We start from the raw sequence: 16,440 nt of genomic DNA, 5'->3' as shown, positions 1-16,440 counted from the left end.
ACTCAGTGGCAGGCCCCGTTCCAAGAGCGGTCGCCTGAAGCCCGCAGGCAACGCCTGTCTGATCAGCAAGCCAGATTTCAGCCGGCGCGATACCGATCTTTTTTGGTCGCTCAGGCCGGCCTGATCCCGTTTGACCTGGTCGTTATAGGAAGTGTCCCGAGCACAAGACCCGACATCACTATCCGCTGGTCCAGCCATAGCGGACACCGGCATGCCCTTCCAGTTGAACAACACGGAAAGTGCACCCCGCCCTGGCACGGCACGGCACGGCACGGCACCAGCGGAAGCATGCGACCGCGACCGCGACCGTCCAAGATCCCTTGCCATCACTTCAGCAACACCGTCATCGAGCAGATCGTGTCCACATAAGATATCACCGTCCCTCAATGCGTTTGTGAGGCAGCGGCCTCGCCCCTCTATGGTTTATATCCTCTTCCAGCTTTTTGACCACTCGGTCCAGGATGGGGTCATGATAAAGATCAAGACACTTGAGGAAATCGAAGCGGAGACCTCGGACCTCGGTCTCCGCCAGGGGGTTGAAGTAATCCCGCTGCACATAGGCATCGACCAGGGGCGTCACATACTTGTCGACCTGTTTCTGATCCAAAACCGTCGATCGCCGCCATGCCGCGATTGAAGCCTGCAGATCCTTGGCCGGAATCGGATCATGCCGGTAGGCCTCGGCAAGACATATCGCCAGTACCGCATCCTTGAAGCTCCTGACATCAACTTGTGTTTTGACAGCCAAGTCAGCCTCCTTCGGTGGTTGCGGCGTTCCCACCGGAAAGGCTATGGCCAGCGGCGTGGATACCCATGCGAGCATCAGTCCTGCCATCAATGTCCACTTCATCCGCAAGTCCATCCCGAAGTCAGCAATACCCTGCGCATCACGGGCCCGGACCTTGTGCCCGTGCGTCATCCCTGGCCGTGCGTGCCGGCCAGCCGACATAGCGCCTGACCTGTTCGGCCAGACCCGATCCATGATAGAGATCCATACATCTTGAAAAACTCGAACGGACGTCCTTGGTCAACTTTCCCGACCCGTCGATCGTGCCATCATTGACCAACGCCGACTTGATGATGTCGACCATTGGACGGCTTGCATCATCCATATTGAAGGCCGTCCATTCCAGCAAGGCAGAAGCGCTTCTACCCGCATCCATGGAGGCATCCGTATCCGTCTTGTAGGCCCTGGCAATACAGTTTGCCAGCACAAGATCACGGTAGTTGACCGCATAGCTGCGCCCGGCAGCCTCGGGACCGCGGTGCTCGCACTGGCAGTCTTCCGTTGGCCAAGCCGCCATCGGAATCAACCACGAGATCACCAGCGCAACGGCTACAATTTGCAGCTGGGTCCTCATCCAAGCCCCCAGAAGCTTGCTTGCCTCGCCTGGTAGCTGCCGATGGATGCATTGTTGAAATAGCACTGATCATAACAATCGTGGCCATCAAACAAGGTCACATGCCCTGATGCATCAATCCATCCAGATACGCCAAAAAGGAGTATGCCTTTGCGTTGCTGCAGATGCCTTCTCGATAGCGGAGACTTCAGGTTCACGTCGGGCTGGCCCTATCGCTGCAGAAGAAAGGCTTGAAGATTTTCGATTCTGAAGAAGTACTGCCGGTGATCTGCACCGGAAACCGTGATGTCCGGTACAGCCGGAATCAGCACTCCACAATGGTTGAGGATATAACTCATCCTGACGGCACAGGTGTTGCGCCATCGAAACGGTCGATCAACCTCAAGGATATTGAAGGCCACCCGTCCACCGATCACTCGAGCCACTTTTTCGCCTGGGTTGGAAGGCTCATAAATGCGCTGGGCCGCTGACCAGCAGGCTGAAAACGAAGGCCGGTGCATGCGATTGCCCATCATCAAGTGCCGTCAGGAACAATCAGTGAAGCAGTTTCGTTGTCACAAGGCAGTCAAGCCAGTGTCGAGACCGGGATCATCGCCGCAAAGAACAAAACCAAGCATGTGGACGTCTATCCACAATCACTCAGGCAATTCCTTGGGTCTGACAGACACGGCATGTGGCACTCCCCACGCTGAACCATGCAAGAAGGCACTCATCTCCAGGCAGGCATCAACCCCATCCAGCAGCAGAAGACATCAGTTTCCCCTGCCGTGGTTGTCATCCACAAGCATGTTGAGCGCACCGCTTTCATCCCGGCAGCCGGATATATCAGACCCTGTCCACCTGCCGGCCCAAGGCCGCGTCCAGCCCAACGCCAAGCGACTGGCCTGACCTATCCAGCAAGGGCCAAGGGAGAGCACCGGATAAGCATTCCCCATTGGCCAGTAATCCATACATGGGAACGTGGTGGCTTCTTTATCCATGGCGGCACAAACCACGGCTCGGCAGGCTGTATGGATCTGTGGAATCAGATGGACGACTTCACCCGCTGTGCGCAAGCCATCCTGAATGCTGAGGGGGACTGCAATATCTCGCTGATCGTACGCCATGCACACAGGAGACCCCATGAAACGCATGCTTTCATCCTTGGCTGCACTGATCGTTCTGGGCGGACTGGTGTTTATCAATACCGTCAACCTTCTGGAAGCCTATGGCGGCGGCCCGCCCTACTACGGCCGCACCACCAATATGGACAAATGGGCCAGCCCATTGCCTTGGCTGATGGGTATCGACGCAACAGGTCTGATCATCATCATCGCGCTGCTGTGGCTTGGATGGCATCGCATAGTAAAACGGTCATAGAACATTGAAACAAGAACATAATTATTCAGCCATCCATACAAAAAAAACCACCAACAAAACCATGGCATGCCGCCCCATCTGGCCATCTTGCACCGATCATATCCTCGCCGTACGCCATTCGATGACCGGGGGCATGCACCATAGGGCTGAGCAGCATCGCACCATCCCCTTGGGGGCTACCGCATCACCCACCACACCGGCAACCTCGTCGTCCGGACTGTCCCAAATAAGGATCCAGGACACTACCCATGAAATGGCGCGTACTTTCTTCCCTATGGGCCGTGGTCACCTGCATGGCAAATACCAGCTATTCGACCGAGCAGCCGGAACCATCAGATGTTGTCCAACAGCTGACCCAACGCAGCGGCTTGCCTGAAGCCACGCTGCAAAGGCTTCTCAGCCACTGCAATGGCAGCCAGCAAGCCATGTACTTCTGCGCCTGGCGCGACCTTTTGAGCGCCGATGCCAAACTGGACGAGCGCTCATTACATGCAGGCAAGGCAGGCCCCCATCCAGTACTGCCAAATGCAACCGGACTTGCCGACTGGCGGAAGCAACGTGACAAAAGCTGCGCGACATCAGCGGCCGCGGACTATGCCGGCGGCCGCATGGAAGCCACCGCCAGACTGCTGTGCATGGAGGCTGCCACGGAGCATGTACTGGCCCAGCTGAGTCAGGATGCTTCCGGCCAGCCGCTACCTTGAATCTCTGGATACCATCCAGACGGCCCCAGGCTGCTGCAGGCACAAGGCCGGCACTGCCGGATGGAAGCCTCCATCCAGCGATATTTGGCGCAACGGGTTCAAGGCCCCGATCTCAGCCATCGCCGTCGCACACCCAGCTGCCACAGCAGATAGATCACGGCCATGGACATGCCTGTCGACAACAGCATCGTCAACAGTGCGCCGGTAGTGAATACGATGTCAGGGTTGTTCGCAGCCTCTGAGCTAAAGCAGCTGATCAGCCATTCCAGCATCGCATCCAGCCGCGGCGAGGGCGCATCAATACTCAAGATAAAACGAGTGATCTCCCGCCCGGCAAGCAGGCTGACGATGATCCAAAGCACATTGCGCAGCCTCTTCATGATCTCACCATGCTGAAGCCTCAAGCCAGATGCGGCGATGCAAGCACCCTAGCCCTGCACGGATGAAGACCCGGTTCATGGCCCAGGCGCATCGGCTCTGCCCTGCAACCAAAGCTTCATGCCGCCGGGCCACCACCCCAATATTATGACCAGCACAACATTCGCATCTGAAGTCAAACCAGCCTGCTGGCTGCATGGCCAAGGTCACCACGACCTCATCACTATCCTTGATAGATCGATCCGAAACCATGACATCAACGATCACCTGAATGATGCAAGAAAACCCCTACTCGAACCGGGTCACATCCTGATAGCCATCCATATCCATATCTCGCACTCTGGTAAACACCCATGCGCTGGCAGAATGAAAATGCGTGACTACTCCAAAGAACGCTCGCTGCCCGCATGCCCGCCGTGCAAGCGATCGACAATGCAGCTGAATTTCGACGGGCATCGCCTTCGCTTTATGGACAGCGCACGAAGCTACCATGCCGTGTCCGGTCGGCGCCTGTCGCAGGGGTTCGACTATTCGATCGCCAGGCAACGCCTCTCGGGGCATGGCCCCATTCCAGAAGGACGCTACTGGATTCGGCCATCTCAACTTTGGACACGCCATTTCTACCACATCTATGAGCCAGCCAGCGTCTGGGGACACCACCGGCTGACCATCCACTCGTTCCCGGGTACGAATACCTATGGCCGAGGCGGCTTCTTTATACACGGAGGCAGCACACCGGGATCGGCAGGATGCATTGATTTATGGAATCAGATGGAAACATTCGTGAGCGAGATGCAGAGCCTTCTCAAAAGCGAGGCGGACTGCCACATCCCCCTGACCGTGCACTATTCGACGACATCAACGCGGTGATCGCCATGAAGCGCATGCTTGCAACCTTACCCGCCATAGCGATATGGATCGGACTGTTTTTTTTCAACGCCGTCAATCTGTGGGGGGCCTTCGGCACTGGCCCGCCTTTTTACGGCCGCAGCGTCAATATGGACAAATGGGTCAATCCATGGCCAGTGCTGCTGCTGATCGACCTTCCGGCCATCGCCATCAGCTATGGCTTGCTTTATTGGGGCTGGCGTAGGAGGCCGTAACGCACCCACGCAGGCCAGTTTCGCCAGCCATCGACCTTCCAAGCCGGTCATAAGCCATCTCAGGCATTGCAGGGAGCACGTCGCACGAAAAGCTTGATTGCGCTTGGGCATCCATACGGCTTTATTTATACCGCATGCGTCAGACCTCTACACTCACCACACAACTGCTCGGCGTTTATCCGCACCGACTGACCATCCTTTATCACCACAATGGCCGTTGCGGTCCGAATAACCAACGGCCTTGCCGACTGGGCGGCACGCTGCATCGCCGCCAGCGCAGTCCGCACATCGCGATTTCTGGCCTGGGCCATATCCTCAGACGGTGCGCTTCAGCTCATACACGCGCCCCCAATCCGGCAGCACAGGTATGCCGCCGGCATGGTCAACCGCACACCGATCATCCGCCGATCGCGGCCCAGCGGTGAACTCATTTCTCCCTGCCGGCCTGGCGCGACTGGGCCCCTGAATATTTTCCTGGGCCGGGCAATCACGACCTTCAATCACCAAACTACAGTAGGCAACCCATACTTGGTCACGCCGATGCGGCTGAACAGGCCGACCGTACCCATACGGAGTAGATCGATCTATCGTCAGAGCTGGGCGGGCAGATCTTGAATGCCAAGGCCTTATCCAACACCGCTATCCGCAACACCTGCCGGCGCTTTATCATCCGATGATGGAACGCATCCAATCGATCAACCGGGAACGCATCGCCTGGTGTTGTGCCGATCAGGGCACAAGCCGGGAGGCGCTTGCCCATGCGATCGGCATCACCCCGGCGAATCTGGACAAGGTGATGGCGGGTGAGCACGGTCTGACCTTCAACCAGCTGCGCAAGCTCGCGGACTGGAGCGGTCGCGGCATCCTTTTCTTTATGGAACCGGGCCCGGTCAATGCCACCAAGGTACATTCGCCACAGTTCCGCAGCCTGAACAATCAGAAGCCTGAACTGTCAGCGCGCCTGAAGCAGCTGATCGAGCGCGTCGAGCGACAGCGAGAAGTATTCCTGAGCCTGCGGGACGAACTGGATCCTGCCGAGGTCACGCGTTTCCAACCGCCGGACCTGCAGGGCCTGGATCTGGCCACCGCGGCCAGTCGCGTGCGTCACTGGCTGGGTCTGGGTGATCAGAATGGCTTTGACACTTACCGCCAGGCCATCGAGGCACGCGGACTGCTGGTCTTTCGCAGCAATGGCTACGGCGGCGCATGGCAGATCGCCAAGGAAAGCCCGATCCTGGGGTTCTCGCTTTACGATCCCGCTTGTCCAGTCATCGTTGTGAAAAAACAGGATACCGATACCCGGCAAAGCTTCACCCTGATGCACGAGCTGGGTCACGTGCTGCTGCATCGTACCAGCTCGATCGATGACGAGACCGACCTGCATGCCTCGGAAGGCCATGAACGAGAGGCCAACGCCTTTGCCGGCCATCTGCTGGTCCCCGATACCTTCCTGGCACGCATCCACGATGATGAACGCCCCGTCGAAGCCACCGGCTTCGATCACTGGCTGGAACCCCAACGCAAGGCCTGGGGTGTCAGTACCGAAGTCATTCTGCGCCGGCTGATGGATGCCGGGCGCCTGCCCGCTGCCGACTATGCGGCGTATCGGCAATGGATCCAGCAGAGAGTTCTGCCAGAGAACAGCGGCGGCAGCCGTGAGTGGCGCCATCGCGAACCCCGGCATATCTTTGGCGATGGCTATGTCCGCACCGTACTGGATGCCATGCACAGTCAGCGGATCAGTCTGACCAAGGCCAGCACCTATCTGGACCATCTGAAGATCGCCGACCTGCACCAGCTGGAACGTTACTATGCAGGTCTTTGATGCATCGTCCATGATCCATGCTTGGGATAATTACCCAGTCACGCAGTTCCCCGGACTCTGGGCCTGGCTGGCGCAACAGATCGAGCAAGGTCAGCTATTGATGGCTCAGGTAGCCGTCGAGGAAGTCGAGCACAAGGCACCCGAGTGCATGGCTTGGCTCCGCGATGCCGGACTGCACAGGCTGCCCATCACGCAAGCCATTCTGCTGGAAGCCCTCCGCATCAAGACCTTGCTGGGTATTGTGGAAGACCGATATGGCGGCGGCGTCGATGAGAACGACTTGTTGATCGTTGCCACCGCCAAGCTACATGGTCACACCCTGGTCACCAATGAAGCGCCGCAGCTCACGCCTCACAAGAAGATGAGCAATTGGAAGATCCCAGCCGTGTGTGCGATGGAAAGCGTGCGGGCGCCATGTATCGACTTTGTGGGCTATATCAAGCGGTCAGGGGCGGTGTTTGGCTGACAGACCCACAGACCCTGACAGTCAAATGGTGATGGCGACTAGCCAGGCTTCGATCCATATCGTAACGACCATCTCGTGGCTTCTCCCAGGTCCACCGACAGTTGAAAGTGGACAAACCACTGATCACCCCCATGAACGCCATCAAAAACCAGCAGCCTTCGGCTACAAAGCCCCCCCAACACCCTTGAATTTCTCAACAAAAGCAGCGACTTTTTGAAAGACCTCTTGCTTCTTCTTGAGATAGTTCGGGTTAAGCGGGCTCATTCTGGGCAGAAGGGTATTCAGCTCGGTCCCATTCTCGCTGGCGAACTCCCTCTTCAATGAGGTGGCAAGATAGCGTTTGGCTGCATCTTCATTCAGCGACTCGCCGCTGATCAGTGCTTCCGCCTCGAGCCGCTGCTCGGACTGGGCGAAAGTGAAGAAAGCATCGATCACGCTGGCCTTGTCCCCGATCCGATCCAGATCGGTCTGGTTGATAAAGTCAACCACCAGGCTTTCCTTCGCTCGATTGCCCAGGCTGGCACTAATAACCCGGCGCATCTCATCGACCAGAGATGCCTTGTCTTTGACCTTCTTGTTCTTCTCGAAGATCAATTCCAGAATGTAATCTAGGCTGATTTCCTGCGACTTGAGCAAGTCCACCTCGAACACCACGTCATCCCAGTCGATGGTGGATTCGTTTTTCTCATTGCCCGCTTTCTCACGTCGCAACCAATCGCGGATATCGTTGTAGGTCGAGCGGTAGTCTTGGATCTTGCGCTCGGCAGGCAAGCGGACAAGCTGCAACGCTGCCAGCTGCTCATCATCCAGATGATGCTCAACCTTGAACGCCTCAACGACTTGCGGATCGTCCAAGTCAACATTCTGCAAGGCCTTCAGACTGGCGTACTCGTCGTAGTTCTGCAGCACGTTTTCCACGCGCAGATATTCGCCGAACAACTTGGCAAAAGCCTTTTTGTCGAACTCCTTGACGATATTGCTGGCATCCGGAAAGCGTTGCTCCAGTTCGGTCACCACATCGACGAATCCGCGCCGTGCCTCGCCGGTGAGCGTGTCGGTAAAGCCTTCCATATACTGCTGGTAGCTCTTCTCCAGCACCACGTTGCGCGTATTGTTCTCTCCGAACAGCGTGATGGCGTCGACAGTGGCCTGTTCAAGATCACGGAAGGTGATGATGTTGCCAAAGGTTTTGGTGGCATCAAGAATGCGGTTGGTACGCGAATAGGCCTGAATCAGGCCGTGATAGCGCAGATTCTTGTCCACGAACAAGGTATTCAGCGTTGGCACATCGAAGCCGGTCAGAAACATGCCGACCACGATCAACAGATCGATGTCCTGATCCTTCACGCGCTTGGCCAAGTCACGGTAGTAGTTCTGAAAGCCCTTGCTGCTCACGTCGAAGTTGCTTTTGAACAAGGCGTTGTAGTCACCGATGGCCGCGCTCAGAAACTCCTTGGCACTGCGGTCCATGGCGGATACCTCAAAACTCTCATCCACGATGTCGCCGACGGCATCCTGCGCTTCATTCGGTGCGAACGAAAAAATCGTGGCGATCTTCAACGGCTTGTCACTGCCCTGTTGCAAGGCTCGCAGCGACTCGTAATACGCCTTGGCGGCATCGACGCTGCTCACCGCAAACATGGCGTTGAAGCCCTTGCCACTGCCTTGCAGCCGATGGGTTTTCTGGCGGAAATGCTTCAGCACATACTGCGAGATTTCACGGATGCGAGTTGGGTGCAACAAGGCCTGGCGGTTTTCTGCGGCGCTGAGCTTCTTTTCATCCTGCTCGGTTTCAATGGCCTTGAACTGCGGACGCACATCATTGTAGTCCACCTTGAATTTGAGCACTTTTTCGTCGCGGATGGCATCGGTAATGACATAGGCATGCAGCTCCCGGCCGAACACGCTGGCCGTGGTGTCTGCACCCAATGCATTTTGCGAAAAGATCGGCGTGCCGGTGAAACCGAACTGGTAGAACTGTTTAAACCTTTTCTTCAGGTTCTTCTGCGCCTCACCAAATTGGCTGCGATGGCACTCATCAAAAATAAAGACTACCTGCTGCCGGTACACCGGCAGCTCCGCCTCGCTCTTCATCAGATTGTTGAGCTTCTGGATGGTGGTGACGATGATCTTGTTGTCATCCTTTTCCAGATTGCGCTTGAGCCCGGCGGTACTGTCCGAACCGTTCACACTGTCGGGCGAAAAACGCTGGTATTCCTTCATGGTCTGGTAGTCCAGATCCTTGCGGTCCACCACAAAGAACACCTTGTCGATAAACTCCAACTCGGTCGCCAGACGCGCCGCCTTGAAGCTGGTCAGCGTCTTGCCGGAGCCCGTGGTGTGCCATATATAGCCGCCACCCTCGATGCTGTTCCAGCGCTTGGTCTGATGGGCACTCCTGATTTTCCACAAGATGCGTTCGGTGGCGGCGATCTGATACGGACGCATCACCAGCAAGGTGTTGCTAACATCGAACACCGAATAGGTCAGCAACACATCCAGCAGGGTACGCCGCTGCAAGAAGGTCGCCGTGAAGTCTTTCAGATCCTTGATCGGACTGTTGTCGGCCAGGGCCCAATGCATGGTGAAGTCGAAGCTGTGCTTGCTGCGCTGCGTGGTATTGGCGAAGTAGCGCGTATCCGTGCCATTGGAAATAACAAACAACTGCAGATACTTGAACAGTGAGCGCTCGCCATTGAAGCTTTCCTTGCTGTAGCGGTGCAGCTGATTGAAGGCTTCGCGAATCGCCACGCCGCGCTTTTTCAGCTCGACCTGTACCAGCGGCAGACCATTGACCAAAATCGTCACGTCATAGCGGTTGGCATGACTGCCGGCCTGCTCGAACTGTTTGATGACCTGCAGCGTATTGCGGGCAGGGTTTTTCTTGTCCAGCAGGTAGATGTTCTGGATGCGCCCATCATCGAAGACGAAGTCATGCACATGGTCATCGTGAATCTTGCGGGTCTTGTCAACGACGCCCTCACTGGGCATGTCCAGCCAGCTCTCCACAAAGCGCGACCATTCATCGTCCGAAAACTGGACCTGGTTCAGGGCCTGCAATTGCTGACGGACGTAGTCCAGCAGGGCCTCGGGTGTCTTGAGAGCAGGCAGGTACTGATAGCCTTGCTGCTCCAGGTCATGAATAAACTCACGCTCCAGCTCGCCTTCACTCTGGTAGCTGTCGGCGACCTTCCAGTCCTTGCTGTACCTGTCAAGGACAATGAAGTTGTTGGATTCGACGATGGTCTGGGTGTACTCAACCATTCTGCATGTCCTGTGGCCGCCAATAGCCGAAATTGTCGATCAGATTGTCCAGCAGGAATTTGACGGTCTGCTTCTCTTGCGGCGTAGGCTCGGCCACCGTCTCGTTGGACAAGGTGCTGTGACTGGTGAATTGAATGATGCGGTTCAGATAGGTCAGTCGATCATCCGGCAAGAGATCCGACCATTCTCGATAGCCAAGAAAACTAGCGGTTTTCTCGTAGAGGTTGCGCAGCAGGGTGAAGTGATAGCGCTCCACCTGCCCCGTGGCAATCGCCTGTTCAAGGGTCTGCCGCAGATGCAGATGGTACGAGAAACTCCTGTTTGAGTCGCCCCGTTTTCCCACAAGCTCGAAAGTGCCATCTTCAAACCGATTGAGTAAATAACAGGCCTTCGCATTGAGTTCGTTGTGCAGCACATTGTGGAACAGCGGGCTATGGGTGGTCACGACAAACTTCAGTACGGACGGGCTGGACTTGATCAAGGCAGCCAGATTGACGGCCAACTCGATCAGGTGATTCTCATCCAGTGAACTGACGGGGTCATCAATAAAAACGTATTCAAGTCCATCGAAGACCCGTGTTTCTCGATCGTCCGGCTCGGCGATGTTTAGCACAGCAATGGCCTGCTCGAGCAAGGTATAGAAAATGCTCCAGATAAAGCTGCTTTCTTCACCTTTGGAAATCTTGAGCCGACCAGAGCCCTCATCATCGCCCCGCTCCAGCGAAAAGCTTACCTCGGAAAAGTCTTCACTGAAGTGCGGGGTCAGTTTGTCGCTGGTGTAGCGCTGGAAATGGTGGATGATATTGCCATCCTGGCCCAAGTCCCTGAGCAGCACCAGCAGCCAGTCGGTAAAGGCATTGGGCTGAATTCGCAACCTGGGATTGGCATCCCATGCCAAGTCATTGTCCCAGTAGAACAAGTCTTCGGTAAAGGCGTTGTAATACAACATTTTTCTGCGCGACGAGGCAGGCGGCTCAGCCGTTTCTTCGTCCTCGCCCTTGGAGGCGATCAACTGCTTGAAGGCCCGTGACAGGCGCGTCTTGCCAGTGCCATTAAAGGCATAGATTAGCTGCACTTTTTTGTTGGCATTGTGTAACTGTTGGGCGATTTCCGCGAGTGAAATGCCCATGCTATGCCTCCACTTCTTCAGTCCTTGGGAAGATCAGCAATAGATCACGGTAATACTCGCATTGCTTCTGGCGAATATCTATTTCGCGCAACAAGCCCTTGGCGACTGAACTATTCAGCACCTCAAACTTATCAAGGATAGCAACAATACGCACCTGCTCTTCAGTCGAAGGAATAGGAATAATCAACTTAGCCAAATCATCGGCATTTACACGCCGCACTTTTGAACCTGTAATTCTTAACTTTTTCTGCCTCTGAAAATTTTCAGTTTGAAAGAAATAAGATACGTACTTAGGATTCAAGTTATGCCTGTAAATGCATGCGTCGCCACTCACCGCAATTTCCTCTCCCCCAAGCCAAGCAACCGCTTTACAGACATCTTCATCGTTCTCACTTGTTGTAGCAATTATCAAATCCCCTGGCCGGGCTTTTCGCGCTTTCTTGAAGAACTTTTCTGAGACGAATGTTTTCGTCGAATCCGCGAATGTTCCATAGTGAGTGTAAATTTGCCCGTAGTGAATGCAACCAAAACCGCTCTCCGCAAAATCCTTCTTTTGAAAACCACCGCCACGAATAAATCCACCTACTGCAGGATGCCCCAAAGGCAATCGATTGACTTCGCCATTTTCAAAATTCAACAACTGTTCGCGATGGTAGTTGTATTGCTTCTGACGTGCAGTCAACTCGGTAGCAAGCTCGATGGTCAGCTCGGTGGTCAGCTCGGTAAGGCCGTCCAATATGCGGGCGATTTCGCCTTGAATTTCAAGCGATTTTTGAGGCTTGTCTGGACAGGGGATAGGGAGAGGGATCTTGATCATCTCCCCTTTTGTTAACTTCGATCTGTCCTTGTTTGGTAAGTAAGGAATGAAATCCACCGCGCACAGATAGTGGTAGAGAAATCTAGCATTCAGCCCTTGCTTGGCACGCACAACATGCACGTGATTATTTGCCCAGAATTTACCCGCCACATATTGGACAGAGTAGTTTGCAAGACTTGCTGAGCCATCCTCTGCAATCAGCACGTACTCGCCGTCATGGGTGTATCCATCCACATAGTCTTGGATATTATTCGCACCGTAATATGGAACCTTCCCAGATACACGCAGCGAAGCCTTTACCGGCCTCCTTGCGGCATTCGCAACTTCTACAAAGCGCTCGTCACCCAATGCCGTCCACTTTACGGCAACGCCATCCAGCAGCTTGTCCAAGAAATTTACGCCGCTCATGCTTCCAGCTCCTCGCCTTCAATCTCAGCGACGATGGCATCAATGTCCTTGCGCAATTGGTCAATCCTGGTCACCGTGGTTTTAAGCTCGGCATTGAGCAGGACAATGTTTACAACTTCGCGGTTGTCTCTGGCTTCCACATAACTGCTGACCGACAGGTTGTAATCGTTGGCGGCAATCATATCCATCGGCACCAATTGCGCGAAGTGATCAATAGCCGCCTTGCTATCGAAGACCTGCATGATCTGATCGATATGCGTATCTTCCAGCAGGTTGTTGTTGACGCCCTTCTTGAACAGCGCGCTGGCGTCGATAAACTGAATGGCGGTATCGGTCTTGTTTTTCGCCAGCACCAGGATGTTCACGGCGATGGTGGTACCGAAAAACAGATTTGGGGCCAGCGATATCACCGTCTCCACATAGTTGTTGTCCACCAGATATTGGCGGATCTTCTGCTCGGCACCGCCCCGATAGAAGATGCCGGGAAAGCAAACGATGGCGGCGCGGCCCTTGGCCGAAAGATAGCTCAGCGCATGCAGCACGAAGGCGAAGTCCGCCTTGGACTTGGGCGCCAGCACGCCGGCCGGGGCAAAGCGGTCGTCATTGATCAGGGTAGGGTCATCGCTGCCGATCCATTTCACCGAATACGGCGGGTTGGACACAATGGCATCGAAGGGTTTGTCATCGCCGAAGTGCGGATGGCGCAGGGTGTCACCCAGCTGGATATTGAACTTGTCGTAAGAGATGTTGTGCAAAAACATGTTCATCCGCGCCAGGTTGTAGGTGGTGTGATTCACCTCCTGGCCGAAGAAGCCATCTTCGATGATATGTTCATCAAACTGCTTTCTGGCTCGCAGCAACAGCGAGCCAGAACCACAGGCCGGATCGTAGATCTTGTTGACGCTGGTCTGCTTGTGCATCGCCAGACGAGCGATCAGCTTGGAGACCTGCTGCGGGGTGAAGAACTCGCCGCCGGACTTGCCGGCATTGGCGGCGTAGTTGGAGATAAGAAATTCGTAGGCATCGCCGAACAGATCGATATGGCTGGCATCAAAGCGGCCAAAGTCCAGCCTAGCAACACCTTTGAGCACATCGGCCAGGCGCCTGTTCTTGTCGGCAACGGTATTGCCCAGGCGGTTGCTGGTGGTGTCAAAGTCGGTGAACAGGCCTTTGATATCCTGTTCCGAGGCATAGCCGCTGGCCGAACTCTCGATGGCAGCAAAGATCTGCGCCAGATCGGTGTTCAAGCTGTCGTTGCTGCTGGCCGTGGCCACCACATTGCTGAACAGTTGACTGGGATAGATAAAATAGCCCTTGGTCTTGATGGCATCGTCTTTGGCGCCGGCAATCAGCGGCTCACTATCGTCCATGGCGGCATAATCCACCGAATCATCACCACCAGTGATGTAGTCGACGAAATTCTCGCTGATAAAGCGATAGAACAAGCTGCCCAGCACATACTGCTTGAAATCCCAGCCGTCGACCGCGCCGCGCACGTCATTGGCGATGGTCCAGATCTGACGTTGCAGGGCGTCGCGTTGTTGGCTACTGGTCATACGGTGTTCCTGATTCAAAAAGTCTGACCCAGATGAAAAATCGGGCCATGGGAATGTTTTTTGCAGCAGCGACGAGGCTGCGACCTTGTGGCATGGCGCCAACTGCTGCGAAGAAAAAGCTGACTACGTGCTCCTCGGCAAGCCGTGAATCCAGCGGTGCGGATGAGCCCTTCGGCTCAATGCTGACCTTGCGGAGGTGCCAAATCTAGAGCCTTACCGATGAAGCTACGGGGACCCCGCCGGCAATACCATCAGCTACCGGAGGCGCTTCAAGCCGGCCAATACAACCGCTTCAACGGCACAAGGCGCTTGGTTTCAGCATCGGTGGCGTCGTAATGCTCGATCAGGGCGCGAACTACATGGTCCAGGGTCCATAGCGCCAGCGGAATGGATGCGCGCTCGGCTTCGTACTGGGCATCCTTGGTAAAGCCGCCGGTGCTGACATACAGGCCGCGATCATCCTTGTGGCGACCGCCGAGAAAGCTGCGGATATCCTGGCTGCCCATCTGCCCCTTGCGGTGCTTGACCTCGACCACGATGCGCGGATGCTCGAAACCAAAGCCGTCCGGGGAGGCCACAATGTCCTTGCCGCGATCCGCACCGGGGGACGATATCTGGGTTTTGTAGCCCATGGCCCGCAGAATGCCGGCGGTCAATTGCTGCATCTCGTCCCAGTCGAGCTCGTTGACCAGGTCCTTGATACGCTCCAGGGCCTGGGCTTCGATATCAGCCAGGGGGTCGGCGGCGATATCTTCGGCGGGCTCATCGATCTCGGGCGCCGGCTTGCCTTGCAGGGCCGCTTGTATATCGGCGGCCGCGGCGGCGGGAATCTCGAACACGGTCAGGGTCGAGCCCAGACTGTTTTTTGTCGCCACACCCAGGCTGTCGCGGGCCAGCTCTTGCGGCTGCCATTGCACCTTGCGGACCAGGGGCATGCCCTGCTCGGCCCATTCGGGATGATGCTCAAGCGCACCGACGACCTTGCCGATGGAATACAGGCGATTGGCCGGTGAATAGGTCACCACCCAGTCACCGGACTGAATCTCGTTGACGAAGCGCCATATCTGGGAAGCCCCCGCCACGACTGTGCCAGGCTTGACCTGCGGGTAAGCCGCTCGGAACAAGGCCATCAACGGTTTGCGCTCCACCCCGGGCTTCACCTGCGGCGCCAGCTGGCTCCAGCCGATAGCCGCCACACCCTGCTCGCGGAAGATGTCGTACAAACGACCACCATCTCCGCGCACCATCCACATCCTGCTCATTCCCGAACCTCTCGCAATGATCCCCCCGCCTGCGCGCCGCAGGCACGGTTGCAAACCCATGATTTGGCAGCCTTGGAATTGTATCAGCCAGTGTCATAACTGGCCGCGCCGCCCTCCATGGCAAGGCCACACTTCATCGGTCGCAAGCCGATGTCAGAAAGCTTTGAGATGACAGAGAGTCAGGGCATGCAAATCCTACCCAGGCAGACTCGATACACAACTTGCACTTGGCTTGGAGTATTCCGTGCAAGCTTGTCCGGGAAAACTGAGCACCATCGCTCGAGGCCGTTCGTCAGCCTCCCTGGTTTCCATCAAGACATGTACGCGCAGAAGAATGCTCACCCAATGGGGCAATAGCGTCGTCATTACCCTGTTTGTGGCGACTGATTACCCTGTTTGACACACGTGCTGTCGAACAACCGACACCAAGTCATGGCTTGAGCCGAGGAGTTCCAGAGATGCGCTATCCCATCGCCATCGAGACCGGTACGGCGACTGCCGCCTACGGGGTGGCGGTACCTGATCTGCCCGGGGTCTTCTCTGCAGGCGACAGCCTAGAAGAAGCCATCGCTCAAGCCGAGGATGCAATCCTGCTGGGGCTGGAAGATTATGCCGAGCGTGCCGAAGCCCTGCCGAAGGCATCCAGACTACAGGACTTGATGCAGAGGCCCGAGTTTGCCGGCTGGACTTGGGCGGTGGCTCAGGTGGATCCAAGCCACCTCGGTCGCAAAATGGTGCGGGTCAAGATCACCCTGCCTGATGAGTGTTAAATTCGATGGATGCCTATGCCAAGGCGTATGGCGAAAGC

16 protein-coding genes and 1 pseudogene are annotated in these 16,440 nt (G+C 56.0%); 8 read left to right on the top strand and 9 right to left on the bottom strand.

The annotated features are described in order from the left end of the window. Positions 1-373: 373 nt before the first annotated feature. From FRAAU_RS16310 to FRAAU_RS17625, 3 genes and pseudogenes are all read right to left on the bottom strand, one after another. Positions 374-850 carry a type VI secretion system amidase immunity protein Tai4 gene (locus FRAAU_RS16310; protein WP_156803317.1) on the bottom strand — a complete coding sequence of 159 codons (477 nt, stop codon included), beginning with the start codon at positions 848-850 and terminating at the stop codon, positions 374-376. 37 nt (positions 851-887) lie between these two features. Further along, on the bottom strand, positions 888-1,304 hold the full coding sequence (locus FRAAU_RS03060) for a type VI secretion system amidase immunity protein Tai4 (RefSeq protein ID WP_169314744.1): 417 nt from the start codon (positions 1,302-1,304) through the stop codon (positions 888-890). A 53-nt stretch (positions 1,305-1,357) separates the two neighbouring features. Further along, positions 1,358-1,699 (bottom strand): annotated as a pseudogene (locus FRAAU_RS17625) (T6SS effector amidase Tae4 family protein). On the opposite strand from FRAAU_RS17625, the gene FRAAU_RS17620 reads away from it, so the two are divergent. The 3 genes from FRAAU_RS17620 (at position 1,592) to FRAAU_RS03045 (ending at position 3,424) form a co-directional block, all read left to right on the top strand. After that, complete coding sequence (locus tag FRAAU_RS17620) at positions 1,592-1,831, top strand: hypothetical protein (RefSeq protein WP_245546496.1); 240 nt, start codon at positions 1,592-1,594, stop codon at positions 1,829-1,831. The pseudogene FRAAU_RS17625 and the gene FRAAU_RS17620 sit on opposite strands and share 108 nt — an antisense overlap. Positions 1,832-2,483: 652 nt before the next feature. After that, the gene (locus FRAAU_RS03050) at positions 2,484-2,720 is read left to right on the top strand and encodes a hypothetical protein (RefSeq protein ID WP_014402103.1); all 237 of its coding nucleotides are present in this window, start codon (positions 2,484-2,486) and stop codon (positions 2,718-2,720) included. A gap of 248 nt (positions 2,721-2,968) precedes the next feature. After that, complete coding sequence (locus tag FRAAU_RS03045; RefSeq protein WP_014402102.1) at positions 2,969-3,424, top strand: lysozyme inhibitor LprI family protein; 456 nt, start codon at positions 2,969-2,971, stop codon at positions 3,422-3,424. A 98-nt stretch (positions 3,425-3,522) separates the two neighbouring features. Here FRAAU_RS03045 and FRAAU_RS03040 read toward each other — a convergent pair whose 3' ends face one another. After that, positions 3,523-3,804 carry a hypothetical protein gene (locus tag FRAAU_RS03040; RefSeq protein ID WP_014402101.1) on the bottom strand — a complete coding sequence of 94 codons (282 nt, stop codon included), beginning with the start codon at positions 3,802-3,804 and terminating at the stop codon, positions 3,523-3,525. A gap of 118 nt (positions 3,805-3,922) precedes the next feature. Between FRAAU_RS03040 and FRAAU_RS17930 the strand changes: the two genes are divergently transcribed. The 4 genes from FRAAU_RS17930 to FRAAU_RS03020 all read left to right on the top strand — a co-directional run bounded on the left by FRAAU_RS17930 (position 3,923) and on the right by FRAAU_RS03020 (position 7,196). Beyond that, positions 3,923-4,672 (top strand): tlde1 domain-containing protein, encoded by a 750-nt coding sequence (locus tag FRAAU_RS17930; protein ID WP_014402100.1) that lies wholly within the window; start codon positions 3,923-3,925, stop codon positions 4,670-4,672. Next, positions 4,564-4,905 (top strand): hypothetical protein, encoded by a 342-nt coding sequence (locus tag FRAAU_RS17495; protein WP_217176304.1) that lies wholly within the window; start codon positions 4,564-4,566, stop codon positions 4,903-4,905. The genes FRAAU_RS17930 and FRAAU_RS17495 overlap by 109 nt, the downstream gene beginning before the upstream one ends. Before the next feature lie 673 nt (positions 4,906-5,578). Continuing rightward, a complete protein-coding gene (locus FRAAU_RS03025) occupies positions 5,579-6,730 on the top strand; it encodes an ImmA/IrrE family metallo-endopeptidase (protein ID WP_014402098.1) in 1,152 nt (383 codons plus the stop codon). Beyond that, on the top strand, positions 6,717-7,196 hold the full coding sequence (locus FRAAU_RS03020; protein WP_014402097.1) for a DUF4411 family protein: 480 nt from the start codon (positions 6,717-6,719) through the stop codon (positions 7,194-7,196). The genes FRAAU_RS03025 and FRAAU_RS03020 overlap by 14 nt, the downstream gene beginning before the upstream one ends. Positions 7,197-7,358: 162 nt before the next feature. Here FRAAU_RS03020 and FRAAU_RS03015 read toward each other — a convergent pair whose 3' ends face one another. The 5 genes from FRAAU_RS03015 to FRAAU_RS02995 form a co-directional block, all read right to left on the bottom strand. After that, complete coding sequence (locus FRAAU_RS03015) at positions 7,359-10,460, bottom strand: type I restriction endonuclease subunit R (protein WP_014402096.1); 3,102 nt, start codon at positions 10,458-10,460, stop codon at positions 7,359-7,361. Beyond that, positions 10,453-11,589, bottom strand: coding sequence for a hypothetical protein (locus FRAAU_RS03010; RefSeq protein ID WP_014402095.1), 1,137 nt, complete (start codon positions 11,587-11,589; stop codon positions 10,453-10,455). Before FRAAU_RS03010 ends, FRAAU_RS03015 begins: the two co-directional genes overlap by 8 nt. 1 nt (position 11,590) lies before the next feature. After that, the gene (locus FRAAU_RS03005; RefSeq protein ID WP_014402094.1) at positions 11,591-12,814 is read right to left on the bottom strand and encodes a restriction endonuclease subunit S; all 1,224 of its coding nucleotides are present in this window, start codon (positions 12,812-12,814) and stop codon (positions 11,591-11,593) included. Then, entirely contained in the window at positions 12,811-14,370 is a 1,560-nt protein-coding gene (locus tag FRAAU_RS03000; RefSeq protein ID WP_014402093.1) for a type I restriction-modification system subunit M, read from the bottom strand. Before FRAAU_RS03000 ends, FRAAU_RS03005 begins: the two co-directional genes overlap by 4 nt. A gap of 269 nt (positions 14,371-14,639) precedes the next feature. Further along, entirely contained in the window at positions 14,640-15,632 is a 993-nt protein-coding gene (locus tag FRAAU_RS02995) for a restriction endonuclease (RefSeq protein WP_014402092.1), read from the bottom strand. Positions 15,633-16,090: 458 nt separating this feature from the next. On the opposite strand from FRAAU_RS02995, the gene FRAAU_RS17490 reads away from it, so the two are divergent. Further along, positions 16,091-16,402 carry a type II toxin-antitoxin system HicB family antitoxin gene (locus tag FRAAU_RS17490; protein WP_014402091.1) on the top strand — a complete coding sequence of 104 codons (312 nt, stop codon included), beginning with the start codon at positions 16,091-16,093 and terminating at the stop codon, positions 16,400-16,402. The last annotated feature ends 38 nt before the right edge of the window (positions 16,403-16,440 follow it).

Source organism: Frateuria aurantia DSM 6220 (genome assembly GCF_000242255.2).
GTDB lineage: Bacteria > Pseudomonadota > Gammaproteobacteria > Xanthomonadales > Rhodanobacteraceae > Frateuria > Frateuria aurantia.
The sequence above is the reverse complement of the archived record's forward strand: the minus strand, read 5'-3'. Positions and strand labels throughout refer to the sequence as shown.

Bases quoted from the DNA above. Each gene is read 5' to 3' on its own strand.
- FRAAU_RS17495 (WP_217176304.1), top strand. From the start codon at position 4,564: ATGGAATCAGATGGAAACATTCGTGAGCGAGATGCAGAGCCTTCTCAA.
- FRAAU_RS17930 (WP_014402100.1), top strand. From the start codon at position 3,923: ATGCCGCCGGGCCACCACCCCAATATTATGACCAGCACAACATTCGCA.
- FRAAU_RS16310 (WP_156803317.1), bottom strand. From the start codon at position 850: ATGAAGTGGACATTGATGGCAGGACTGATGCTCGCATGGGTATCCACG.
- FRAAU_RS03025 (WP_014402098.1), top strand. From the start codon at position 5,579: ATGATGGAACGCATCCAATCGATCAACCGGGAACGCATCGCCTGGTGT.
- FRAAU_RS03040 (WP_014402101.1), bottom strand. From the start codon at position 3,804: ATGAAGAGGCTGCGCAATGTGCTTTGGATCATCGTCAGCCTGCTTGCC.
- FRAAU_RS03045 (WP_014402102.1), top strand. From the start codon at position 2,969: ATGAAATGGCGCGTACTTTCTTCCCTATGGGCCGTGGTCACCTGCATG.
- FRAAU_RS03005 (WP_014402094.1), bottom strand. From the start codon at position 12,814: ATGAGCGGCGTAAATTTCTTGGACAAGCTGCTGGATGGCGTTGCCGTA.
- FRAAU_RS02995 (WP_014402092.1), bottom strand. From the start codon at position 15,632: ATGAGCAGGATGTGGATGGTGCGCGGAGATGGTGGTCGTTTGTACGAC.
- FRAAU_RS03000 (WP_014402093.1), bottom strand. From the start codon at position 14,370: ATGACCAGTAGCCAACAACGCGACGCCCTGCAACGTCAGATCTGGACC.
- FRAAU_RS03050 (WP_014402103.1), top strand. From the start codon at position 2,484: ATGAAACGCATGCTTTCATCCTTGGCTGCACTGATCGTTCTGGGCGGA.
- FRAAU_RS03060 (WP_169314744.1), bottom strand. From the start codon at position 1,304: ATGGCGGCTTGGCCAACGGAAGACTGCCAGTGCGAGCACCGCGGTCCC.
- FRAAU_RS03020 (WP_014402097.1), top strand. From the start codon at position 6,717: ATGCAGGTCTTTGATGCATCGTCCATGATCCATGCTTGGGATAATTAC.
- FRAAU_RS03010 (WP_014402095.1), bottom strand. From the start codon at position 11,589: ATGGGCATTTCACTCGCGGAAATCGCCCAACAGTTACACAATGCCAAC.
- FRAAU_RS03015 (WP_014402096.1), bottom strand. From the start codon at position 10,460: ATGGTTGAGTACACCCAGACCATCGTCGAATCCAACAACTTCATTGTC.
- FRAAU_RS17490 (WP_014402091.1), top strand. From the start codon at position 16,091: ATGCGCTATCCCATCGCCATCGAGACCGGTACGGCGACTGCCGCCTAC.